Source organism: Streptomyces sp. ISL-87 (assembly GCF_018614095.1).
Lineage (GTDB): Bacteria > Actinomycetota > Actinomycetes > Streptomycetales > Streptomycetaceae > Streptomyces.
The window spans coordinates 1-22,638 of record NZ_JAGGOY010000133.1; the positions used below are offsets into that span (position 1 = coordinate 1).

Annotated in this window: 22 protein-coding genes and 1 pseudogene; 10 read left to right on the forward strand and 13 right to left on the reverse strand. The window is 69.8% G+C overall.

Features of this window, described 5'->3' with window-relative positions; all coding sequences use genetic code 11:
- Positions 1 to 199: 199 nt before the first annotated feature.
- Positions 200 to 1,024 (reverse strand): pentapeptide repeat-containing protein, encoded by an 825-nt coding sequence (locus J7I97_RS35875; RefSeq protein ID WP_214944064.1) that lies wholly within the window; start codon positions 1,022 to 1,024, stop codon positions 200 to 202.
- Between the two features lie 10 nt (positions 1,025 to 1,034).
- Entirely contained in the window at positions 1,035 to 1,547 is a 513-nt protein-coding gene (locus tag J7I97_RS35880; RefSeq protein WP_214944065.1) for a GNAT family N-acetyltransferase, read from the reverse strand.
- A gap of 63 nt (positions 1,548 to 1,610) precedes the next feature.
- On the opposite strand from J7I97_RS35880, the gene J7I97_RS35885 reads away from it, so the two are divergent.
- The 4 genes from J7I97_RS35885 to J7I97_RS35900 all read left to right on the forward strand — a co-directional run bounded on the left by J7I97_RS35885 (position 1,611) and on the right by J7I97_RS35900 (position 5,409).
- Positions 1,611 to 2,219: a LysE family translocator gene (locus tag J7I97_RS35885; RefSeq protein ID WP_214944097.1), complete on the forward strand. Its 609-nt coding sequence runs from the start codon at positions 1,611 to 1,613 to the stop codon at positions 2,217 to 2,219.
- A gap of 63 nt (positions 2,220 to 2,282) precedes the next feature.
- On the forward strand, positions 2,283 to 3,071 hold the full coding sequence (locus J7I97_RS35890; RefSeq protein ID WP_214944066.1) for a thioesterase family protein: 789 nt from the start codon (positions 2,283 to 2,285) through the stop codon (positions 3,069 to 3,071).
- Positions 3,072 to 3,337: 266 nt separating this feature from the next.
- Positions 3,338 to 4,435, forward strand: a complete 1,098-nt coding sequence (locus J7I97_RS35895) for an NlpC/P60 family protein (protein ID WP_214944067.1) — start codon at positions 3,338 to 3,340, stop codon at positions 4,433 to 4,435.
- Positions 4,436 to 4,638: 203 nt separating this feature from the next.
- A complete protein-coding gene (locus J7I97_RS35900; protein ID WP_214944068.1) occupies positions 4,639 to 5,409 on the forward strand; it encodes a phosphatase PAP2 family protein in 771 nt (256 codons plus the stop codon).
- Between the two features lie 120 nt (positions 5,410 to 5,529).
- Here the strand turns inward: J7I97_RS35900 and J7I97_RS35905 are convergent, their stop codons facing one another.
- Positions 5,530 to 5,763, reverse strand: coding sequence for a hypothetical protein (locus J7I97_RS35905; RefSeq protein WP_214944069.1), 234 nt, complete (start codon positions 5,761 to 5,763; stop codon positions 5,530 to 5,532).
- 77 nt (positions 5,764 to 5,840) lie between these two features.
- Positions 5,841 to 6,056, reverse strand: coding sequence for a hypothetical protein (locus J7I97_RS35910; protein ID WP_214944099.1), 216 nt, complete (start codon positions 6,054 to 6,056; stop codon positions 5,841 to 5,843).
- A 219-nt stretch (positions 6,057 to 6,275) separates the two neighbouring features.
- Between J7I97_RS35910 and J7I97_RS35915 the strand changes: the two genes are divergently transcribed.
- Positions 6,276 to 7,118 (forward strand): hypothetical protein, encoded by an 843-nt coding sequence (locus J7I97_RS35915; protein ID WP_214944070.1) that lies wholly within the window; start codon positions 6,276 to 6,278, stop codon positions 7,116 to 7,118.
- 147 nt (positions 7,119 to 7,265) lie between these two features.
- Positions 7,266 to 7,421 carry a hypothetical protein gene (locus tag J7I97_RS35920; RefSeq protein WP_214944072.1) on the forward strand — a complete coding sequence of 52 codons (156 nt, stop codon included), beginning with the start codon at positions 7,266 to 7,268 and terminating at the stop codon, positions 7,419 to 7,421.
- 149 nt (positions 7,422 to 7,570) lie between these two features.
- On the opposite strand, the gene J7I97_RS35925 is transcribed toward J7I97_RS35920, so the two are convergent.
- Positions 7,571 to 7,912 carry a metal-sensitive transcriptional regulator gene (locus tag J7I97_RS35925; protein ID WP_214944074.1) on the reverse strand — a complete coding sequence of 114 codons (342 nt, stop codon included), beginning with the start codon at positions 7,910 to 7,912 and terminating at the stop codon, positions 7,571 to 7,573.
- Between the two features lie 193 nt (positions 7,913 to 8,105).
- Here J7I97_RS35925 and J7I97_RS35930 point away from each other — a divergent pair, with 193 nt between their 5' ends.
- Complete coding sequence (locus tag J7I97_RS35930) at positions 8,106 to 8,726, forward strand: DUF47 domain-containing protein (protein ID WP_008742369.1); 621 nt, start codon at positions 8,106 to 8,108, stop codon at positions 8,724 to 8,726.
- Positions 8,727 to 8,731: 5 nt separating this feature from the next.
- Entirely contained in the window at positions 8,732 to 9,730 is a 999-nt protein-coding gene (locus J7I97_RS35935; protein ID WP_214944076.1) for an inorganic phosphate transporter, read from the forward strand.
- Between the two features lie 187 nt (positions 9,731 to 9,917).
- Here the strand turns inward: J7I97_RS35935 and pstB are convergent, their stop codons facing one another.
- The 7 genes from pstB to mshD all read right to left on the reverse strand — a co-directional run bounded on the left by pstB (position 9,918) and on the right by mshD (position 18,919).
- Positions 9,918 to 10,694, reverse strand: coding sequence for a phosphate ABC transporter ATP-binding protein PstB (pstB, locus tag J7I97_RS35940; protein ID WP_214944078.1), 777 nt, complete (start codon positions 10,692 to 10,694; stop codon positions 9,918 to 9,920).
- Between the two features lie 29 nt (positions 10,695 to 10,723).
- On the reverse strand, positions 10,724 to 11,806 hold the full coding sequence (pstA, locus tag J7I97_RS35945; RefSeq protein WP_214944080.1) for a phosphate ABC transporter permease PstA: 1,083 nt from the start codon (positions 11,804 to 11,806) through the stop codon (positions 10,724 to 10,726).
- Positions 11,806 to 12,795, reverse strand: a complete 990-nt coding sequence (gene pstC / locus J7I97_RS35950) for a phosphate ABC transporter permease subunit PstC (protein ID WP_214944082.1) — start codon at positions 12,793 to 12,795, stop codon at positions 11,806 to 11,808. Before pstC ends, pstA begins: the two co-directional genes overlap by 1 nt.
- A gap of 127 nt (positions 12,796 to 12,922) precedes the next feature.
- Positions 12,923 to 14,059 carry a phosphate ABC transporter substrate-binding protein PstS gene (gene pstS / locus J7I97_RS35955; protein ID WP_214944084.1) on the reverse strand — a complete coding sequence of 379 codons (1,137 nt, stop codon included), beginning with the start codon at positions 14,057 to 14,059 and terminating at the stop codon, positions 12,923 to 12,925.
- 476 nt (positions 14,060 to 14,535) lie between these two features.
- On the reverse strand, positions 14,536 to 15,459 hold the full coding sequence (locus tag J7I97_RS35960) for a CHAD domain-containing protein (protein ID WP_214944086.1): 924 nt from the start codon (positions 15,457 to 15,459) through the stop codon (positions 14,536 to 14,538).
- A 4-nt stretch (positions 15,460 to 15,463) separates the two neighbouring features.
- On the reverse strand, positions 15,464 to 17,764 hold the full coding sequence (locus J7I97_RS35965) for an RNA degradosome polyphosphate kinase (RefSeq protein WP_214944088.1): 2,301 nt from the start codon (positions 17,762 to 17,764) through the stop codon (positions 15,464 to 15,466).
- A 225-nt stretch (positions 17,765 to 17,989) separates the two neighbouring features.
- Entirely contained in the window at positions 17,990 to 18,919 is a 930-nt protein-coding gene (gene mshD / locus J7I97_RS35970; protein WP_214944090.1) for a mycothiol synthase, read from the reverse strand.
- 189 nt (positions 18,920 to 19,108) lie between these two features.
- Here mshD and J7I97_RS35975 point away from each other — a divergent pair, with 189 nt between their 5' ends.
- Positions 19,109 to 20,923: a bifunctional UDP-sugar hydrolase/5'-nucleotidase gene (locus J7I97_RS35975; protein WP_214944092.1), complete on the forward strand. Its 1,815-nt coding sequence runs from the start codon at positions 19,109 to 19,111 to the stop codon at positions 20,921 to 20,923.
- A 15-nt stretch (positions 20,924 to 20,938) separates the two neighbouring features.
- On the opposite strand, the gene J7I97_RS35980 is transcribed toward J7I97_RS35975, so the two are convergent.
- The gene (locus J7I97_RS35980; protein ID WP_214944094.1) at positions 20,939 to 22,156 is read right to left on the reverse strand and encodes an RNA-guided endonuclease TnpB family protein; all 1,218 of its coding nucleotides are present in this window, start codon (positions 22,154 to 22,156) and stop codon (positions 20,939 to 20,941) included.
- Between the two features lie 25 nt (positions 22,157 to 22,181).
- Between J7I97_RS35980 and tnpA the strand changes: the two are divergent.
- Positions 22,182 to 22,638: pseudogene (tnpA, locus tag J7I97_RS35985) on the forward strand (IS200/IS605 family transposase); the annotation flags it as partial.

Below are 22,638 nucleotides of genomic sequence, written 5' to 3' on the forward strand. Positions count from 1 at the left end.
GGGCCGGGGGCCGGGGGCCGCTGCGCGGGGTCTCTCCCCGCCCCGCCCCTTCCCGAAACTGGGGCTCCGCCCCAGACCCCGCGCCTCGAACGCCGGCGGGGCTGGACTTGCCCCGGCGCTGGGGGTTACGGGGCTCGCCCAGACCCCGCGCCTCGAACGCCGGCGGGGCTGGATTTGCGCTGGCGGGGATGGGTCTGGCTTAGGTCCAGTGGGTGGGGCGGGTGAGGGTGGGGGGGATTTTGGTGGTGGGGGTGCCTTGGGCGGCGTTGAGTTGGGGTTGGGTGAGGAAGAGGGCTTCGCGGAGGTCGGCGTCCGCCAGGTTGGCGTCGCGGAAGTCCGCGCCGATCAGGTCGGCGGTGCGGAGGTCGGCGCGGCTCAGGTCGGCGGCGATCAGGTAGGCGCCGCGGAGGTTGGCGCCGCGGAGGTCCGCGCCGGAGAGGCGGGCGCCCATCAGGTCGGCGCCGCGGTGGTTCTTCTTCCGGGCCGGGGCCTTGGCGCGGACGAGCTCGCTGGTCTTGAGGAGCAGCGTGTTGATCTCCTGGCGGAGGGCGCCTACGTCGAAGGGGGCCAGGGTGGCCGCGTCCGCTCGGGTGGCCTCTTCCGTAGTGGCCAGTGCTGCGCGGAGGGCCGGGTGGAGGGGGGCGGCCGCGGGGCGGGCCAGGGCCTCGGTGATGTAGAAGAGCAGCTCGTGGAGCTGCCGCATGATCGGGAAGACCTCGAACATCTGGCGGGAGGTCTCCGGGTGGCTGCGCCAGTCCCTGCCGCCGAAGGTGACCTGGGAGACCTGCTGCCCCGCCCCGAAGCAGTCGAAGACGGTGCAGCCGGGGAAGCCCTTGTCGCGCAGCTGGGTGTGGATGCCGCACCGGAAGTCCTGCTGGAGGTTCTTGCAGGGGGTGCCGGCGGCCTTGTTCATCGCGAAGTCGTTGGACTTGGCGAAGGGGAGGGCGACACAGCAGAGCGCGAAGCAGTTGGCGCAGTCGGCGTGCAGGGCGGGGGTGGAGGGGGAGGCGGGGGTCGGGGGCACGTCTTCATTGTTACTGGTTCGGGGAGGGCAGCCGCATTTGGAGGGCGGTCCACCAGACGCCGTCGACCTGCTCCACGTCCTTGATGACCTGGTGGGTGCGGAAGCCGAGCTTCTCGTAGAGGCGGACGGCCGGGGTGTTGTGGGCGTAGACGCCCAGGTCGAGCAGGGGCAGGGCGAGGTCGCCGAAGGCTTGGTCGATCGCCAGGGTGAGGAGGCTCTCGCCGAGGCCCCGGCCGCGGGATGCCGGGGCGATGAGGACGCGGCCGAGGCGGGCGCCCGGTGCGTCGTCGTGGCGGCGGAGGGAGATGTGGCCGACCGGCTCGGAGTCCGCGGATATGGCGGTGAAGGTGTGGCGGGCGGGGTCGGTGGCGTAGGCGGTGAGCTGGGCTTCGTCCAGGGGCCACGAGAAGGACGGGCCCGCCCAGGTGATGAGTTCGGTCGGACCGGTGATCCAGTCGATCAGGAGCGCCGAGTCGGTGGGGCGGAAGGGGCGCAGGGTGAGGGGAGGGGTGGCGGCGGTCATGGGACAAGTATCGCGATTCCGGGTGGGGTTGAACTGAGGGGAGTGAGCGATGAGCATCACGGCATGACAGAAGTGATCGCAGTCGCAGTCATCACCCTCCTCGCCGTGATCAGTCCCGGCGCCGATTTCGCGATGGTGGTGCGGAACAGCTATCTGTACGGGCGGCCCACGGGGCTGTTCGCGGCGGCCGGTGTCGCGGCCGGTGTGCTGGTGCACGTCTCTTACACGATGCTCGGGGTCGGCCTGCTGATCGCCTCGTCGACCGCGCTGTTCACGGCGATCAAGCTGGCGGGCGCGGCGTACCTGGTGTGGATCGGGATCCGTACCTTCCGGGCGCGGGCCGAGATCACTGTGGATCTCCAGGCGAAGCCGGAGGTGACCCGGGTCGGGGCGCTGCGGTCCGGGTTTCTGACCAACGTGCTCAATCCGAAGACCACGTTGTTCGTGGTGTCCACGTTCACGCAGGTGGTCAATCCGGATACCCCGGTGTGGCAGCAGGCGGGCTATGGGCTGTTCATGTCGGCGGCGCATCTGGGCTGGTTCGGCGCGGTGGCGTTGTTCTTCTCCAACTCGCGGTTGCGCGACCGGATGCTGAAGGCGCAGAAGACTCTGAATCGGGCGATCGGTTCGGTGCTGGTGGGGCTGGGGGTGGGGCTGGGGTTTGCCCGCTGAGGGACACGGCTGAGCCCGTGCCGGGTCTGGTGTGGGGGGTTACCTGTCGGTAGCGTGAGTCGTATGGGCGCCGAGGGGTTCTTCGAGCGGGTCGACGCAGGGCGGTTCCTGGCCACGGAGTACACGCGCGGGCCGTGGGACCCCGGCTCGCAGCACGCCGGGCCGCCGGCCGCGCTGCTCGGGCGGGCCGTCGAGGAGCGCGCGGGGGCCCGCGAGGACATGCGGATCGCCCGGATCACCTACGAGATCCTGCGCCCGGTGCCGATCGGGCCGCTGGAGATCACCACCAGCGTGCTCCGGGCCGGCCGTGGCACCGAGGTGGTCGAGGCCGCCCTCGCGCCGCAAGGGGCCGCGCCGGTGATGCTCGCGCGCGCCCTGCGGATCCGGGTGGCCGAGGAGTCGGTGCCGGGCGTGGCCCCGGGGCCGCAGCTGCCGCCGCCCGGGGAGGTGGGGGCGGCGCCGTTCTTCCCGGTGCCGTGGGAGACCGGCTACCACTCGGCCATGGAGGCCCGTTTCACCGAGGGCGCCTTCCTGGAGCTGGGCCCGGGCATCTGCTGGATGCGGATGAAGGTCCCGCTCCTCGCGGGGGAGGAGGTCAAGCCCCTGGACCGGGTGCTGATCGCCGCCGACTCGGGCAACGGCATCAGCTCGGTGATGGATTTCGGCCGGTTCGTGTTCGTCAACGGTGACCTCACCGTGCACCTGCACCGCCACCCGGTCGGTGAATGGGCCTGCGTGGAGGCCCGTACGAGTGTGGACCCGGCGGGCATCGGCCTCGCCGACGCCCGGCTCCATGACGAGAAGGGGCCGATCGGGCGGAGCGCGCAGAGCCTGTTCGTGGCCCCGAGGTAGCTGCGAGGTCCTGAGGAGCTATGGCGGCGCTACTGCCGACCTACCGCGATGCTCCTGACGAGCGTCGCGGTCGCTCGTCAGGAGCGTTGCCGTAGCTCCTCCACCACCCGCCCCAACTCAGGGGTCTGGACGGCGGTGTGCTGTCGCATCGAGGATGATGCGAGCGGTGTCTGGCTTCCGACTGGAGTAGCGAAAGGGACGACACGGGCATTTCGCGCCCGAAAACGGTGGACATGGGGGAGGGTTGACGGGTGCGCAGATTCTGGATGGCAGGTGGAATCGGGGTCGGGCTGTGCCTGAGCTTCCTCGTGATCCTCGTCGTGGGGACGTACTCGGCCGCGGCCGGGCTGGTGGGAGCCGGTGGCGGTGGCCAGGCGGTCGGGCTGGTGAAGGGCGCGGTTCCCGGTAAGTACCAAGCGCTGGTGCAGAAATGGGGAGCGCTGTGCCCGGCCATCAGTCCGCCGCTGCTCGCCGCCCAGCTGTATTCGGAGAGCGGGTGGAACCCGTCGGCCGTCAGCCCGGCCGACGCGCGCGGTATCGCGCAGTTCATCCCCGGCACCTGGGCGGGCCACGGCATCGACGGTGACGGTGACGGCGACCGGGACATCTGGGATCCCAACGACGCGATCCCGTCGGCTGCTTCGTATGACTGCGAGCTGGCAAAGAACGTGGCGGGCGTGCCCGGGGACGCGACGAGCAACATGCTCGCGGCCTACAACGCCGGGGCGTACGCGGTCATTAAATACGGTGGTGTGCCGCCGTACTCGGAGACCCAGGGCTACGTGAAGACGATCACGACCCTGGCCCGGAGCTTCGCGAAGCCGGTCGGCCGGGTCGCGCCGTCCCAGCAGGCCGCCGGGGCCATCTACTTCGCCCAGAAGCAGCTCGGCACTCCGTATCTGTGGGGCGGCAACGGAACTCCCGACCAGGACGGCCGGTTTGACTGCTCGGGGCTGACCAAGGCCGCGTACGAGACGGTGGGGATCGAGCTGCCGCGCGTCGCGAACGATCAGTACAACGCCGGGGCCCATCCCTCGCGCGCGGAACTGCTTCCCGGTGATCTCGTCTTCTTCTCCGACGATCTGACGAACTCGCGGGAGATCCGGCACGTCGGTCTCTACGTGGGCGGCGGATACATGATCAACGCCCCGTACACCGGCGCCGTGATCCGCTTCGACAAGATCGACACCCCCGACTACTTCGGTGCGACCCGGGTGACCAAGGACGGGGCGCAGGCTCTTCCGGTCCGCTCGGGCGAAGCCGGTGCCGGTGCCGCGGCCAGCGCCAGCCCCAGCCCCAGCCCCAGCCCCAGCCCCAGCGCCAGTGCCGCGGCCAGCGCCGACGCCGGTGCCAGGATCCCCTAGCAACTCTCCGTAAGGCAAAGGCCCTGAGCTGCGACGATGAGTCACTCTTCGATAACGTTGGAGTGATCATTCGGTGGAGAGTGGAACGCGGCCGTCAGAACGGGCGTTCCATGAACACGGGGGTTGATCAACGGGGGCCGAAGGGGCGCACACCGGGGTGCGCCCGCCCGGGAACCTAGGCAAGGGCAAGGGGCCGCAGCACCATGGCTTCACTCACAACAGGTGGGTCGAACGTGGATGTCAGCCTGCTGTACGAGATCAACGGGCTGGCCCGGCACGCCCCGGGCGGGATCGACCGGGCCGTGGGCCTCCTCGGCGAGTACGGGATCCTGCTGGCCCTGGTGCTGCTCGTGCTGTGGTGCTGGCGCGGCGCCCGCCGGCAGGACGAGGCGACGGCCGTCGAATCGTTCGCCGCACTGGTGTGGGCCCCCCTCGCGGCCGGCATCGCTCTGCTCCTGAACGTTCCGCTGCGTGAATTCGTCGGGCGGCCAAGGCCGTTCCACGAGCACGCCGGGCTGGAAGTGCTTCAACCCGGGCTCGGGCAGGGACTTGGGCAGGGGCCTGGGCAGGGGCCTGGGCAGGGACTCGGGTCGGCCGACTTCTCCTTCGTCAGCGACCACGCCACCCTCGCGATGGCGCTCGGCGTCGGCCTGTTCATCGCGAACCGGAAGTTCGGGTTCATCGGAATCGGGCTGGCGTTTCTCGAAGGTGCCAGCCGCCTGTACCTGGGTGTGCACTACCCGACCGACGTCATCGGCGGCTACGCGCTCGGCACCGCCGTCGTCCTGCTGCTCGCGCCGCTCGCCATGGCCCTGCTGACCCCGGTGGTGCGGGCGGTGGCCCGCTCCCCGCGCGCCGGGCGATTGGTGCGCGCCAAGGAGCGGGTGGTGGCCTGTCCGGTCGGGCTGGCGCCGGCCGCCTCGACCCCGACCCCGCCGTCGGCGCTGACGCACGAGAGCGATCTGGCCGCCTGAGTCGTACGCGGGCTCACCTGTGCGCGTAGGAGTCCCATACGGAGAGCAGTACGGCCGCCAGCAGGCACAGCCCCGCCACCCCGAAGCAGAGGCGGATCGCCGCCGGGCGGGTGCGCGGGGTCACGTGTCACTGCTCTCGGCGCCCCGGCCGCCGTCGGCCTCGTCGCGGCGGTAGCGCGAACGCAGCCAGAGTCCGGTGGCCACCGCCGCGGCGGTGGTGAGACCGAAGGCCAGGGTCACATCGGCCGGGCCGTCCGCCGTGCCCACGGGCCGGGCCCAGGCCACGGCAGCCGGGGTGAACGCGAGGAGCAGGGCCCAGAGGAGGGCGGCGAGACGGGGCGCGGGACCTGGCATGAGTCAAGGGCATCCGCTGCCCGGCGGGTCGGCCAGCCGGGCGGTCCGAACGAGCTAAGGACGCCGGAGCGACGGGCTCACTCCGCCGTGTGCCGGGTGGCGTCCTTGCGGGCCAGGTCACGGGAGCGGCGGGCCGGTCCGGTCCAGCCGCAGCTGCATATCGCCAGGCAGAACGAGCCGCGCTCGGCGGTGCTCGTGGCGTGGCCGCCCGGTGGCTGTTCGGGCCCCACGGCAACGGAAGCGGCCCCGGACGCGGCCCCGGCAGCGGCTTCGAGCCGGAGGAGCGGCAGCACGTCGAGCGGAGGCGGAAGAGGCGGAAGAGGCGGAAGAGGCGGAGGCGGGGGAGGCGAAGGGATGAAGGGCGCCTTCGTATGCGGGTCCACGCCTCCACGGTACCGGGGACCGGGCCGCCCCGGGACGGCGTGGCCCGTGACGGGAAACCTCGGACCTCGTTAAGCGGAGCGGGTGGGGCCTCGGGCAAACAGCGGTCACGCGTTGGGGGTTGGCAGGCGATGGTGGTGCACCAGCACAAGCGGCTACGAGGGCATGCGGGTGAGGCGGTGCTCGCCGTCGGCATGGCCGTGACCGTGGCCGCGATGACCGGGTGCGGCAGCGCGGTCGGCGGTCCGGCCGGCGACGACCGGCCCCCCGCGGACCCGGCTGCGGTGGTCCGCGGAGCCGCCGACGCGCTGGTCAGGACCGGGAGCGCGCGGGCCCGTACGGCGATGGAGATGGCCGCCGGAGGCACCCGGGTCACGATCCGGGGCGAGGGCGGGGTCGACTTCAAGAACCGGATGGGCCAGCTCCTGGTGATGCTCCCGGCTGATGTGAAGGGCAAGGCCGAGCACCGGCCGATCACCGAGCTGCTGGTACCCGGCGCGCTCTACATGAAGAACCGGGGCGCGGGCGTGCCCGCCGACAAGTGGGTCCGGGTCGATACGACGACCCTCGCGGACGGGAACCTGGTCACGGGCGGGGCGACCGACCCGCTGGCGGCGGCCGAACTGCTGCGGGGCGCGCAGCAGGTCACGTACGTGGGCGAGACCGAGGTGGCGGGCACCAAGGTGCGGCACTACCGGGGCACCACCGACATCGGGCGGGCCGCGCGCAGCGCCTCGCAGGAGGTCAGGGGGGCACTGGAGGCGGCGGCGAAAGGGTTCAGCACGGACACCGTGCCGTTCGACGCGTACCTCGACGAGGAGGGTCGCCTGCGGAAGGTCCGGCACCGTTTCACCTATGTCAACAATGGCGTGATCGATGTCTCGTCCACGACGCTGCTCTACGGGTTCGGGACTCCGGTGACCGTCGTATTGCCCCCAAGCGGGGACATTTACACCGGGAAGATCGCCGAATAGTCGGCGGGATGGGTCTAGACCGGTGCGATCGGGCCATGGCCCGGTATCCGGAAATGGTCCATCCGTGTCATGCGCGCAGCGACGTGCTCTCCCTACGCTGGGAAGCCGGGTGCCGACGACCGATGGCCGAAGAACGAGGTGACACGCGTGACTCCCGCAGGCGGTACGACGGTGCACGACTTCGTGGCCCTCGCCGAGATCGAGTTGTGCGGTGAGCTGATCATCGCGGCCTCCACCGCGGACGAGGAGCGGCTCAGCCAGGACCGGATCGACGAGGTGCTGATGGTGGGCGTCAGCCTCTAGAGGCGCCGGTAGAGCCTTCCAGCAGAGCCTCCGGCGCCGGTAGAGCCTTCCAGCAGAGCCTCCGGCTCCGGTAGAGCCTCCGGCTCCCGAGGGTGCCGCGCGCGAGCCGAGGCGGCGGTCCGCCGCCCGGGCCCCCGTACAGCGGTCGGTCAGGTCCGCAGCAGACGGGCGATCGCTTTCGTCGCTTCGTCGACCTTGGCGTCGATCTCCCCGCCGCCCTTGACCGCGGCGTCCGCCACGCAGTGCCGCAGGTGCTCCTCCAGGAGCTGGAGCGCGAAGGACTGCAGCGCCTTCGTGCTCGCCGAGACCTGGGTGAGTATGTCGATGCAGTACACGTCCTCGTCGACGAGCCGTTGCAGCCCCCGGATCTGGCCCTCGATGCGCCGGAGTCGCTTGAGGTGCTCGTCCTTCTGGTGGTGGTACCCGTGCACCGCCGCGCCGGCGTCCGCGCTCGCGTCCGCTCCGGAACCTTCCGCCTCGATGGTCGTCATGCGTCCTCCCGTGGTCCGGAATGAGGGCCTATACCCCTCGTGGGTATAGGGTACTGGGCCCCGCCCCGAGCGGCAGGGGTACGTGCTGCCCACTGTGCCTGATGGAGGACACTGGGGAACCGCCGGTTAGCCGTGGCCGGGGGATGCGCCTAGCATCAGCCTGACCGAATCCAATGCACCCCGAGGACCTCACGTGCGATTTCGTCTGACCCCCAGGGAGACGAGCTTCTACGACATGTTCGCCGCATCCGCGGACAACATCGTCACGGGCTCCAAGCTCCTGATGGAACTGCTCGGAGCGGACTCCTCCGCCCGGGCCGAGATCGCGGAGCGGATGCGGGCAGCGGAGCACGCGGGGGACGATGCCACCCACGCGATCTTCCACCAGCTGAACTCCTCGTTCATCACGCCCTTCGACCGCGAGGACATCTACAACCTCGCCTCATCTCTCGACGACATCATGGACTTCATGGAGGAGGCCGTCGACCTCGTCGTCCTCTACAACGTGGAGGAGCTCCCCAAGGGCGTCGAGCAGCAGATCGAGGTGCTGGCGCGCGCGGCCGAGCTGACCGCCGAGGCAATGCCGCATCTGCGCACCATGGACAACCTGACCGAGTACTGGATCGAGGTCAACCGCCTCGAGAACCAGGCCGACCAGATCCACCGCAAGCTGCTCGCCCAGCTCTTCAACGGCAAGTACGACGCCATCGAGGTGCTCAAGCTCAAGCAGATCGTCGATGTGCTTGAAGAGGCGGCTGACGCGTTCGAGCACGTCGCGAACACGGTGGAGACCATCGCGGTCAAGGAGTCCTGAACCTCGTGGACACCTTTGCGCTGATCGTCACCATCGGTGTCGCGCTCGGCTTCACTTACACGAACGGTTTCCACGACTCGGCGAACGCGATCGCGACCTCGGTCTCGACGCGTGCGCTGACCCCGCGTGCCGCGCTCGCGATGGCCGCCGTGATGAACCTCGCCGGTGCCTTCCTGGGCAGCGGGGTCGCCAAGACGGTCAGCAAGGGGCTCATCGAAACGCCCCAGGGCACCCGGGGGATGTGGATCCTCTTCTCGGCCCTCGTCGGTGCGATCGTGTGGAACCTGATCACCTGGTACTTCGGCCTGCCCTCGTCCTCCTCGCACGCGCTGTTCGGCGGCATGGTGGGAGCGGCGCTCGCCGGCGGGATCGGCGTCATCTGGCACGGGGTGCTGAAGAAGGTCGTCATCCCGATGTTCCTGTCGCCCGTCGTCGGCCTGATCGTGGGCTACCTGGTGATGGTCGCGATCATGTGGCTCTTCCGCAGGTCGAACCCGCACAAGGCCAAGCGCGGCTTCCGGATCGCCCAGACCGTCTCGGCGGCCGCCATGGCGCTCGGCCACGGTCTGCAGGACGCCCAGAAGACCATGGGCATCGTGGTGATGGCCCTGGTCATCGCGGATGTGGAGCAGGCCGGCGATCCGATCCCGGTGTGGGTCAAGATCGCCTGCGCGGTGATGCTCTCGCTCGGTACGTACGCGGGCGGCTGGCGCATCATGCGCACCCTGGGCCGCAAGATCATCGAGCTGGACCCGCCGCAGGGCTTCGCAGCCGAGACGACGGGCGCCTCGATCATGTACACGGCGTCCTACCTGTACCAGGCGCCGATCTCCACCACCCACGTGATCACCTCGGCGATCATGGGTGTGGGTGCGACCAAGCGGGTGAACGCGGTCCGCTGGGGCGTGGCCAAGAACATCATCCTGGGCTGGTTCATCACGATGCCGGCCGCAGGGCTGGTCGCCGCGCTGAGCTTCTGGATCGTCGACCTGGCGCTCGGTTAGCGGTCTGGTCCTACGGACACGCGGTCGCGCGGAAACGAAGGCGGGCCGGCTCCCCCCACCCAGGGGGAGCCGGCCCTTTCGCCTTGCGGTGGCACCGCCATGCAGCACCGCAGGACGTTCAGCACATGCGGCGCAGCCGCATGAAGTCCTCTCCCAGCCACCGCTGGGAGGTACCCGGCGTCCGGGTCTAGCCGAACCGGCCCGAGATGTAGTCCTCGGTGGCCTGGACGGACGGGTTGGAGAAGATCCGCTCCGTGTCGTCGAGCTCGACGAGCTTGCCGGGCTGGCCGACGGCGGCGAGGTTGAAGAACGCGGTGCGGTCCGAGACACGGGCCGCCTGCTGCATGTTGTGCGTCACGATGACGATCGTGAAGCGCTCCTTGAGCTCGCCGATCAGGTCCTCGATGGCGAGGGTGGAGATCGGGTCGAGGGCCGAGCAGGGCTCGTCCATCAGGAGGACCTGCGGCTCGACCGCGATGGCGCGGGCGATGCACAGACGCTGCTGCTGGCCGCCGGAGAGGCCGGAGCCCGGCTTGTTCAGGCGGTCCTTGACCTCGTTCCAGAGGTTGGCGCCCTGGAGGGACCTCTCGACGATGTCCGTGAGCTCGGACTTCTTGTAGCTGCCGTTCAGCCGCAGGCCCGCCGCCACGTTGTCGAAGATCGACATGGTGGGGAAGGGGTTGGGGCGCTGGAAGACCATGCCGACCGTGCGGCGGACCGCGACCGGGTCCACGCCGGGGCCGTACAGGTTCTCGTCGTCCAGGAGCACCTTGCCCTCGACGCGGCCGCCGGGGGTGACCTCGTGCATGCGGTTGAGGGTGCGCAGGAAGGTGGACTTGCCGCAGCCGGAGGGGCCGATGAAGGCGGTCACGGAGCGGGGCTCCACGGTCATCGAGATGTCATCGATGGCCTTGTGGCTGCCGTAGAAGGCGGAAAGGCCGCTGACGTCGATTCGCTTGGCCATGAGGGGTCACTTCGCTTTCATTAGTCGCGTCAGCGACCGGTCTTCGGGGCCTTCCAGCGGGCGATGCCGCGGGCCACCAGATTGAGGATCATGACGAAGGCGATCAGGACGAGCGCTGCGGCCCATGCCCGGTCGTAGGAGGCTTCACTGCCGACCTTGTACTGCTCCCAGATGTACAGGGGGAGCGAGGACTGGGCGCCTTCGAAGGGGTTGTTGTTGATCAGCTGGGAGCCGAAGACCAGCAGCATGATCGGCGCGGTCTCACCGGCGATACGGGCGACGGCCAGCATCACGCCGGTGGAGATTCCGCCGATGGCGGTGGGCAGCACGACCTTGAGGATCATGCGCCACTTCGGCACACCGAGGGCCAGGGCGGCCTCGCGCAGCTCGTTCGGGACGAGCTTGAGCATCTCCTCGGTGGAGCGGACCACAACGGGCGTCATCAGGATCGACAGGGCCATCGCGCCGGCGAAGCCGGAAGGGCCGAAGCCGAGCATCAGGTTCCAGGTCGTCAGGATGAACAGACCCGCGACGATGGAGGGGATGCCGGTCATGACGTCGACGAAGAAGGTGACGGCCTTGGCGAGCGAGCCCCGGCCGTACTCGACGAGGTAGACGGCGGTCAGCAGGCCGATCGGCGCGGCGATCGCGGTGGCCAGGGCGACCTGCTCGATGGTGCCGAGCAGCGCGTGGTAGACGCCGCCGCCCTCCTCGAAGCTGGTCACGCCGTTCATGGAGTGGCCGAGGAAGTCGCCGTCGAGGACCTTCATGCCGCGGCTGATGGTGGTCGAGAGCAGCGAGACCAGCGGGACGACCGCGAGGGCGAAGCAGACCCACACGACGGAGGTCGCGACGCGGTCCTTGGCCTGGCGGCGGTTCTCGATGACCGCGCTGGCGGTGTAGGTGATCCCGACGAACAGGAGCGCGGCGATCAGGCCCCACTGGATCCTGCTGTGGAGGTCGAAGACGACGCCGATGCCGCAGCCGAGGGCGACCGCGAGGACCGCGATGCCGGCCGGGGCCCAGCGGGGCAGGCCGCCTCGGATGAGGCTGGAGGGGGCGGGGGACTTGGCGGCCCGGGAGGGGCGCGGGTCCTGAAGTGCGTGGCTCATCAGGCGTTCGCCCCCGAGTACTCCTTGCGGCGCGCGATGATCATGCGAGCGGCACCGTTGACCAGCAGGGTGAGCAGGAAGAGGACCAGACCGGAGGCGATCAGCGCGTCCCGGCCGAACTCGTTGGCCTCGTCGAACTTCGCGGCGATGTTCTGCGCGAAGGTGCCGCCACCCGGGTCGAGGATGTGGCCGGAGATCAGGAAGCTCGGGGAGAGGACGGTCGCGACGGCCATGGTCTCGCCGAGCGCGCGGCCGAGGCCGAGCATCGAGGCGGAGATGACGCCCGAGCGGCCGAAGGGCAGCACCGACATGCGGATGACCTCCCAGCGGGTCGCGCCGAGGGCCAGGGCGGCCTCCTCGTTCATGCGCGGGACCTGGAGGAAGACCTCGCGGCTGACGCTCGTGACGATCGGGAGGATCATGATCGCGAGCAGGATGCCGACGGTGAAGATCGAGCGGGCGACGCCCACCTGGGATTTGTCGAAGACGTAGGTCCAGCCCAGGTACTCGTCGAGCCAGAGGTTCAGGCCGCCGAGGTACGGGACGAGGAAGAGGGCGCCCCAGATGCCGTAGATGATCGACGGCACGGCTGCCAGCAGGTCGACCACGTAGGCGAGGGGTGCGGCCAGCTTGCGCGGCGCGTAGTGCGAGATGAAGAGGGCGATGCCGACAGCGATCGGAACCGCGATGGCCATCGCGATGATCGAGCTGACGACGGTGCCGAAGAGCAGGACGGCGATGCCGAAGACGGGGGGCGTGGCCGACGCGTTCCAGTCGAAGGTGGTGAGGAAGTTGCCCTCGTTCTTCGACAGGGCGATGGACGCGCGGTAGGTGAGGAAGGCGGCGATCGACGCCATGATCACCAGGAGCAGGATGCCGGAGCCCTTGGACAGCCCCGCGAAGATCTTGTCACCGGCGCGGCCGGTGGACCTTCCGCTCTTGGAGACAGGCGGAGCCGTGTCTATCTGGGTGGGTGTGGTGGAAGCCATGATCTTTCCGGTCTGGACGGGGGCTGGGCCCCCTGGCGGCGGTGCACCGGATTCCCCGGGTGGAGGGGAAGGGTCCTCGGGGCCGGCCGGCTCGGACGGGAGCCGGCCGGCACCTGAGGCTCAGTGATTAGGACAGCGACTTGATGACTTCGCGGACCTTGGTGTTGATCTCGGTCGGGATGGGGGCGTAGCCGTTCTCGGAGAGGACCTTCTGGCCCGCGTCCGAGGCGGTGTAGTTCAGGAAGGACTTGACGGTGGGCAGGGTCTCGGCCTTGTTGCCCTTGTCGCAGACGATCTCGTACGTCACCAGGACGATCGGGTACGCACCCTCGGCCTTGGTGGTGTAGTCGAGCTTCAGCGCCAGGTCGGAGCCGGTGCCGGCGATCTTCGCGGCGGCGATGGCCTTGGAGGCGCTGTCGGCGGAGGCCTTGACCGGGGCGGCGGCGCCCGTGTTCACGTCGACCGTCTTGATGCCCTGCGCGCTGGCGTAGGAGAGCTCGAAGTAACCGATCGAGCCGTCGACCTGCTTGACCTGGGTGGCCACACCGGCGGAGCCGGAGGCACCGAGACCGCCCGGGGCCGGCCACTTCTTGGCGGCCTCGTACGTCCAGGCCTCGGGAGCGGCTGCCTTGAGGTACTTGCCGAGGTTCTCGGTGGTGCCGGAGTCCTCGGAGCGGTGGAAGTGCTGGATCGGGGTCGAGGGAAGCGTGACGCCCGGGTTCAGCTTCTTGATCGCCTCGTCGTCCCACTTCTTGATCTTGTCGTTGAAGATGTTGGCGATCGTGGTGGCGTCGAGGTTCAGCTTGTCCACGCCGGCGACGTTGAAGCCGAGGGCGATCGGGCCGCCGACCATCGGCAGGTTGATGCCCTGGCCGCCGGTGCAGATCTTCTTCGACTCCTCGACGGCCTCGGGCTTCAGCGCGGAGTCCGAGCCGGCGAAGCCGACGGTGCCCTGGTTGAAGGCGACGATGCCCTCACCGGAGGAGGAGGACTTGTAGTTCACCTCGACGCCGGAGCAGGCTGCCATGTAGGCCTTGACCCACAGGTCCACGGCGTTCTTCTGCGCGGAGGAGCCGGAGGCGAGGAGCTTGCCCTTGGCGTCGTCACACTTGATGTCGCCGAGGGCGGGAGCCGAGGCCTTGGCCGTGCCGTCGGAGGCCTTCGTGTTGTCGTCCGAGCCGCACGCCGTGAGGACCAGGGCACCGGACACGACGAGGGCCCCGAGGGCGGACGCACGAAGCCGGTTCTTGCGCTGAAGCTTCACTTTCGGGTGTTCCTTCCAGAAGCCGCCGGCCGCTTTCTTTATCGGGGCGGCGTGCGAAGAGGACTACGGGGTTGCGTGGTGTGGGCCGCCGGTTTCCTTCGCGGCTCGCACCGTGCACTGCCGAAATTAGACAGAACAGGTGAAGCGGTCGACCGCGCTTGGTGAACGGACGGTGAACCGTGGCGGACGGCCTGGTGCGGTTGGGGGGGTCTGGTTCCCGGGTCGCTCCGCGGGGTGGCCGGATTTCGTCGGTGGGGGCCCCGGGCCTGGTCCCTGCCCCGGGGCCTCCCTCCATCCCCCAGGCTCTGTCCCGGGGGGGCCTCAGCGTCAATTGGGGGAGGGGGGTTGGGGGACGGGTGCGGCGCCGTTGCGGGGGCCAGCCCCCGGGCCCCCGCGCCTCAAACGCCGGCGGGGCTGAATTTGCCGGGCCCGGCTGGATGTGCCGGGCCCGGCCGGCGAGGCTGAGTTTGCCGGGGTCAGGGGGCCGGGACCGGGTGCCAGAGGGTTTGGAAGGTGGTGCGGGAGGCTTCTACCTCGTGGCGTTGGTCGGCGTGGAGGACGCCCAGGGCGTAGGCCGTGGCCGGGGCGATGCGGGGGGTGCGGGCTGCCGTCGCGGAGGCGGCTGCCGCTTCGGCCGCGTCGCGGTGGCGGTCCAGGGCCTCGCCCGCCGCCGCCAGGCGGGTCACGTCCTCGCCGAGCGCCTCGCGGGCGTAGCGGTGGACCCGTAGCAGGCGGCGTACCTCGTGCCAGGCGCCGTCCTCGTGCGGGGAGTACGGGGTGCCCTGGGGTGAGGGGAGGGTGGAGATCGCTGTCGTCAGGCGGGATTCGGCCACCTCGGCCAGGGGGATCAGGACGTCGGGTATCCGGCCCCGGGCCGCGACGGGGTCCAGGGGGACCTCCGAGGCCAGGACCGCCACCGCGTCCGCCACCGCGTGGAAGCGGGACGAGCCGAGGGCGGAAAGCGTCGCCGAATGGGCCCTAGTCCGGGCCAACGTGAGCTGGCGCTCCAGCAGGGCGCCCGCCCGGGCGGAGCCGACGGTGAGGGAGCCGGCCGTGCCCCGCGGGGCCGGGAGTTCCGGGGAGCCCGACAGCCGGTGCAGTGCCTCCATCAGACGCTGGAGGCGGGCCGCGTAGGCGTGCTCGTCGGCCAGGGTGGACGACAGCCACACCAGCTCGGTGCGCAGCGCGTCCGCCCAGGCGGATTCCGTGACCACCCGGAAGGTGGCCAGAGAGCCCGAGATGCGGCGCGCAGCCCCCCGCAGGCTGCGCGCCGCGTCACTTCCCTCCGCCGCGTCGGCCCCGCTCGCTGCCCCTTCATCGTGCAGGCGCATCGCGCGCAGGAAAGCGGTGGCCTGGGCGCGCAGGTACGTGCCGAGCACGTCACCTGCCGTACCTGCCATCAGGTCATGTTTTGGCTGAGCCACGCCGGCGCCTCCGGGCGTCTATGAGCATCTCCTGTACGTGCCGCAGCGGCTGGCCTTCCGCGTCCGTGCTGTGCCGGGTCCATTCGCCGTCCGGCCCCAGGTGCCAGGAGGAGGTGGCGTCGGACATGCCGGTTTCGAGCATCCGGTCCAGTGCCGCGCGGTGGGCCGGGTCGGCGACCCTGACCAGTGCCTCGATGCGGCGGTCGAGGTTGCGGTGCATCATGTCGGCGCTGCCGATCCACACCTCGGGTTCGCCGCCGTTGCCGAAGGCGAAGACCCGGGAGTGCTCCAGGAAGCGGCCGAGGATCGAGCGGACCCGGATGTTCTCCGACAGCCCGGCGACCCCGGGGCGCACGGCGCAGATGCCGCGGACCCAGATGTCGACCGGGACGCCTGCCTGGGCGGCCCGGTAGAGGGCGTCGATGAGGGCCTCGTCGACGATCGAGTTCATCTTCAGGCGTACGTACGCGGGGCGGCCGGCCTTGTGGTGGGCGGCCTCCTTGTCGATCCGCGCTATCAGGCCGTCCCGCAGCGAGCGCGGGGCGACGATCAGCCGGCGGTAGGTCTCGCGGCGCGAGTAGCCGGACAGCCGGTTGAAGAGGTCGGAGAGGTCCGCGCCGACCTGCGGGTCCGCGGTGAGCAGGCCGAGGTCCTCGTAGAGCCGGGCGGTCTTGGGGTGGTAGTTGCCGGTGCCGACGTGGGAGTAGCGGCGCAGCGTGTCGCCCTCCTGGCGGACGACGAGCGACAGCTTGCAGTGGGTCTTCAGGCCGACCAGGCCGTAGACGACGTGGCAGCCGGACTCCTCCAGCTTGCGCGCCCACTTGATGTTGGCCTGCTCGTCGAAGCGGGCCTTGATCTCGACGAGTACGAGGACCTGCTTGCCGGATTCGGCGGCGTCGATCAGGGCGTCGACTATCGGGGAGTCGCCGGAGGTCCGGTACAGCGTCTGCTTGATCGCGAGGACGTCCGGGTCCGCGGCGGCCTGCTCCAGGAAGGCCTGCACGGAGGTGGAGAAGGAGTCGTACGGGTGGTGCAGCAGGACGTCCCGCTCGCGCAGCGCGGCGAAGATGTCGGGCGCCGACGCGGACTCCACCTCGGCGAGGTCGCGGTGCGTGCCGGCGACGAACTTCGGGTACTTCAGCTCGGGCCGGTCCAGCCCGGAGATCCCGAAGAGGGCGGTCAGGTCCAGCGGCCCGGGCAGCGGGTAGACCTCGGCGGCGGACATCTTCAGCTCCTGCACGAGGAGGTCCAGTACGCCGGGATCGATGGACTCCTCGACCTCCAGGCGCACCGGCGGGCCGAAGCGGCGCCGCATGAGCTCCTTCTCCAGGGCCTGGAGCAGGTTCTCCGCGTCGTCCTCCTCGACCTCCAGGTCCTCGTTGCGCGTCACCCGGAACATGTGGTGCGCGAGCACCTCCATGCCGGGGAAGAGCTCCTCCAGGTGCGCGGCGATGACGTCCTCCAGCGGGACGTAGCGCTGCGGCGAGGCCTCCAGGAAGCGCGACAGGAGCGGCGGGACCTTGACCCGCGCGAAGTGGCGGTGGCCGCTGACGGGGTTGCGTACGACCACGGCCAGGTTCAGCGACAGGCCCGAGATGTACGGGAACGGGTGCGCGGGGTCCACGGCCAGCGGGGTCAGCACCGGGAAGATCTGGTTCCGGAACAGTGTGAAGAGGCGGGCCTGCTCCTTCTCGGTGAGATCGGGCCAGCGGATGAGGTGGATGCTCTCTTCGGCGAGCTGGGGCGCGATGTCCTGCTGGTAGCAGGCGGCGTGCCGGGCCATGAGCTCCCGCGAGCGCGTCCAGATCAGGTCCAGCACCTCGCGGGGCTGGAGGCCCGAGGCCGAACGGGTCGCGACGCCGGTCGCGATGCGCCGCTTGAGGCCGGCCACGCGGACCATGAAGAACTCGTCGAGGTTGCTCGCGAAGATCGCCAGGAAGTTGGCGCGCTCCAGCAGCGGGGTCGTCGGGTCCTCGGCGAGCTCCAGTACCCGCTCGTTGAAGGCGAGCCAGCTGCGTTCCCGGTCGAGGAACCGCCCGGCGGGGAGCTCGCCGCTTTCCTTCTCCTCGTAGGCGTCCAGATCGGCGTCGAGGTCGGGATCGAGATCGATGTGGGGCCGGAGCGCGGCTATCGAGCCGATGCGCGAGGCGGCCGGAGCGGCGGCGGAGGCGCCCGAGGGGCCCGAGGCGGCGGGCCCGGACGGCGCGGACTGAGCGGCGGACGTGTGAGACGGCTGCTGGGCGGGGACCTCGGTGGGGCCTGCGCTGTGCTGGTGGCTCATGACTCCATTCTTCCGCGCACGCGGGAGGACAGGCGCGTCGGAAGCGTCGGCCGTCAGTCGGAGTCGGGGCTGCATGCGGGGAGACTCGCAAGCGCGTCTTAATGCCTGGTTAATGGCGAATGGCTTCCAAGCTCCGGGTGGTGCACGATCACGTCGCTCGCGCGCCCCGGAAACGCCCGTACGGGCCCCCGCGCGCGGGGACCCGGCGGGAGACCCCCCTACGGATCAGCTCTCGGTACGGTACATCAGGTCGACCTCGTAGGTGCTGAAGCCGAGGCCCTCGTAGACAGCGAGCGCCGCCGGATTGTCGGCGTCGACGTAGAGCATGGCCGTGGGCAGGCCCGCGGCGGCCAGGTGGCGCAGCCCGATCGCGGTGAGCGCCTTGCCGAGGCCGCCGCCCTGGGCGCCGGGGCGGACGCCGACGACGTAGACCTCGCCGAGCCGTTCCGCCCGGTGGATCTTCGTCCAGTGGAAGCCGACGAGCTCCCCCTCCCGCTCGGCGAGGAAGAAGCCCTCGGGGTCGAACCAGGGCTGCGCGATGCGGTCGTTGAGGTCCCGCTGGGTCAGCGCGCCCTGCTCGGGGTGGTGGGCGAAGGCGGCCGCGTTCGCCGCGAGCCAGGCCGCGTCGTCGGCGCCGGGGACGAAGGTGCGGACCGTCACCCCGGGCGGGAGCACCGGCTCGGGCAGCGGGGGCGCCTCCGGGCCGAGCGGGCGGCGCAGCTGGCGCAGTTCGCGGAAGAGCGTCAGGCCGAGCACCTGCGCGAGGTGCCGGGCCGCGGACTTGCCGCCGTGCGCCCACACCCGGATCCGCTTGCCGGACGCGTTCAGCAGCGCGGACCCCAGCGCCCGCCCGTGCCCGCGTCCGCGCAGCGCCGGGTGTACGACGAGCTCGGCGGCCGGGGCCTCCACCGGGTCGGTGTCCTCCAGTTGCCCGTACCCGGCGAGCCGGCCGCTGTCGGTGAGCAGGAAGTGCCGGATCCCCTCGCGCGGTCCGCCGCGCAGCTGGAGCCGGCCCTGCTCGGACACGGCGGTGGTGCCGTCCGTCCGGGCCGCGTCCTCGATCAGGGCGAGCACGGCGTCGGCCTGTTCCTCCGTCAGCTCGTCGAGCGTCACAATCTGCCGTCCCGGCTCCAGGGCCGCTGCTGCGTCATTCATGGCACGAGCCTACGGCCGCGGCGGGCGCGGGGGAGCGTGCCCCCCGGGGGCCGGTCGGCATCGGTCGGCGGCGATCCGTCTTCCGCGCGTAACCAGCTCGATACCCGCTACCCCCTGTCGTGCTACGCGCGTTGACCATAGGCTTCGGCGGACCTCCCAAGCAGTATCGCTGTCCACAAAGGGGATTAAATGTCAGCGACGCCACAACGGCACCGCCGAGCCCGCCGGTTGACCATCACCGCCCTCGCCGTCACGGCCGGGGCCGGAGCGATGGTCGCCGCCGCTCTGCCGGCCGGGGCCGCGAGTGGTGGCGGTGCCGCCAAGAGCCGGACCGTCGATGTGCAGATGCTGTCGTTCAACGACTTCCACGGCACCCTGGAGCCCCCGCAGGGCTCCTCCGGCAACGTGTCCGAGCTTCAGGCGGACGGCACCACCAAGGCCATACCCGCGGGCGGGGTCGAGTACCTCGCGACCAGCCTGCGTGAGGCCCGCAAGGGCCACGAGTACTCCGTCACCGCCGCAGCCGGTGACATGATCGGCGGCAGCCCGATGCTGTCCGGGCTCTTCCACGACGAGCCGAGCATCGAGGCGCTGAACAAGCTCAAGCTGGACGTCACCAGCGTCGGCAACCACGAGTTCGACGAGGGCAAGACCGAGCTGCGCCGCATGCAGTACGGCGGCTGCCACCCGACCGAGGGCTGCTTCGAGTACGGCAAGGAGTTCACGGGCTCCGAGTTCAAGTACCTCGCCGCGAACGTGACGGACGAGAAGACCAAGCGTCCGATGCTCTCGCCCACCTTCATCTGGAAGAAGGGGGACGTGAAGATCGGCTTCATCGGCGTCACCCTGGAGGGCACCCCGGACGTCGTGACCGCCGACGGCGTCAAGGGCCTGAAGTTCGGTGACGAGGTCGAGACGATCAACAAGTACGCCGCCGAGCTGAACAAGCAGGGCGTCAAGTCGATCGTCGCGCTGATCCACGAGGGCGGCCTGCCCGCGAGCGGCGCGTACAACTACGACTGCGACGTCCCGGGCGCCGGCGCCGGCATCTCGGGCGCGATCGTGGACATCGCCAAGAACGTGGACCCGAAGGTCGACGCGCTGGTGACCGGCCACACGCACCAGGCCTACGCCTGCAACATCCCCGACCCGGCGGGCAACCCGCGCATGGTCACCTCGGCCGCCTCCTACGGCCGCCTGTTCACGGACACCAACCTCACCTACGACCGGAAGACCAAGGACATCGTCCGTACGCCGGTCAGCTCGCCCAAGCCGGTCAACAAGGTGGTGACCCGGACCCAGCCCAAGGCTCCGGACATGACCGAGCTGATCCAGCGCTGGAACACGCTCGCGGCCCCCGTCGCCAACCGCCCCGAGGGCTTCATCTCGGCGGACATCCCGGGCCGCGGCTCGGAGGCGCCGGAGAAGCCGCTCGGTGACCTGATCGCCGACGCGCAGCTGGAGGCCACCGCCCCGGCCGACAAGGGCGGCGCGCAGCTCGCCATCATGAACCCGGGCGGCATCCGCGCCGACCTCGCCTACAAGGCCTCCGGGGCCGAGGGCGACGGCGTCGTGACGTACGGCGAGTCGTACACGGTCCAGCCGTTCAACAACATGATGAACATCGTGGACCTGACCGGCGCGCAGCTGATCACCGCGCTCCAGCAGCAGGTCAGCGGCCCGGTCAACGGTGTGAGCCCGAAGATCCTCCAGGTGTCCAAGGGCTTCACGTACACCCTGGACATGACGAAGGCGGGCGCGGACCGCATCGTCGTGGACTCGGTGAAGCTCGACGGCGCGGCGATCGACCCGGCCAAGACCTACCGGGTCGCGATGAACGAGTTCCTCGCGGGCGGCGGTGACGGCTTCACCGTCCTGAAGGAGCACAAGAACAAGCTGGTCGGCGTGGCCGACCTGGACGCCTTCAACGCCTACCTGTCGAAGTCGACGGCGGCGACGCCGATCGCCCCGCCGGCGGCGGACCGCATCACGCTCATCAATTGACTTCCGCTCCCCGCCCTAACGGGCGGGGATTCCTGCCACGGTTGTCTGACCGTCTCGGTGGGTTCCTGTTTCTTCGCGCTGTGCCGGGACGAGTCCCGGTCTTACCCGCGCTCCGCAGGCTGATACCGCCAGTCCGGCGGCCGTGGCGACGTTTACCGCCGAGTTGATGTCCCGGTCGTGGACGGTCCCGCAGGCTCCGCATGTCCACTCACGGATATGCAGGGGCTTGGGGCCGTCCTTGACGCCGCAGGCCGAGCAGACCTGGGAGGTCGGCTCGAAGCGGTCGATGCGGTGGAACTGCCGCCCGTACCGGGCTGACTTGTACTCCAGCATCGCGACGAACGTGGACCATCCGGCGTCGTGCACGGACTTGGCGAGACGCGTGCGGGCAAGTCCCTTGATCGCCAGGTCTTCCACCGCCACCGCTTGGTTCTCGCGGATGATCTTCGTGGAGAGCTGGTGGTGGAACTCGCGTCGCGCATCGGCGGTCCGTGCGTGGGCGCGGGCGACCTTGATCCGGGCCTTGGCCCGGTTGTTGCTGCCTTTGGCCTTGCGGGACAAGTCCCGCTGAGCCTTCTTCAACCTCTTCTCTGCCCGGCGCAGAAACCGGGGGTTATCGATCTTCGTGCCGTCGGAGAGGATCACAAAGTGCGTCAGGCCGAGGTCGATGCCGACCACGGGCGTCACCTTGGGCAGCGCCTCGTCCGTCCCGGTCTCCACGATGAAGCTCGCGAAGTACCGGCCTGCGGCGTCCTTGACCACGGTCACCGTGGACGGAACGGACGGCAGGGTACGGGACCACTTGACGCGAACGTCGCCGATCTTCGGCAGCGACAGGTCGCCGCCCGGGGTGATCTTCCACCGTGCGTTGGCGGTGAAGCGGACCGTGTGCCGGTTGTCCTTCCGCGACTTGAAGCGGGGCGTACCCATACGGGGACGCTTTCCCTTCAAGGAGTCGAAGAAGTTTCGGTATGCGGTGTCCAGGTCCCGGAGGGACTGTTGCAGGACCACCGCCGACACCTCAGCGAGCCATGCCCGCTCTTCGGTCTTCTTGGCCGTCGTGATCTGTTTTGACAGTTCGGCCGAGGTCACGAACGGCAGCCCCGCAGAGCGGGCGGTCTCACGAGCCCGAAGGGCATCGTTGTAGACCACCCGCGCACACCCGAACGCCCTGGCCAGCGCGCTGCGCTGCGGCCCGTTCGGGTACAGACGGAAGCTGTACCGAAGCTGCACACCAAGACCGTACTTCAGTTGGTTTATGGCTGAGTATCAGCACATCCGTACGGGTCGTCACTGTGCTTTCGTCCTCCACGCCCACGTGGTTTTCGTGACGAAGTACCGACACAAGGTCTTCAACGACCAGCACCTGACACGCTGCGAGGGGATCACGCGGAGCGTCTGTCAGGACTTCGAGGTCGAACTAGTCCAGTTCAACGGCGAGAACAACCACGTCCATCTGCTGGTGAACTTCCCCCCGAAGGTCGCCCTGTCCAAGCTGGTCAACAGTCTCAAGGGCGTCAGCTCTCGACGACTGCGCCAGGAGTAACCCGACCTGGTCAAGCACTACTGGCGTGCGCAGCGCCTATGGTCCGGCTCATACTTCGCCGGGTCGGTCGACGGGGCTCCATTGTCGATCGTCCGTCACTCGAGCAGCAGAACCGTCCGCTGTGACCTGCGGCTCAGAGCGGCCCTGAGAATCGCTTCACCACCGGGCT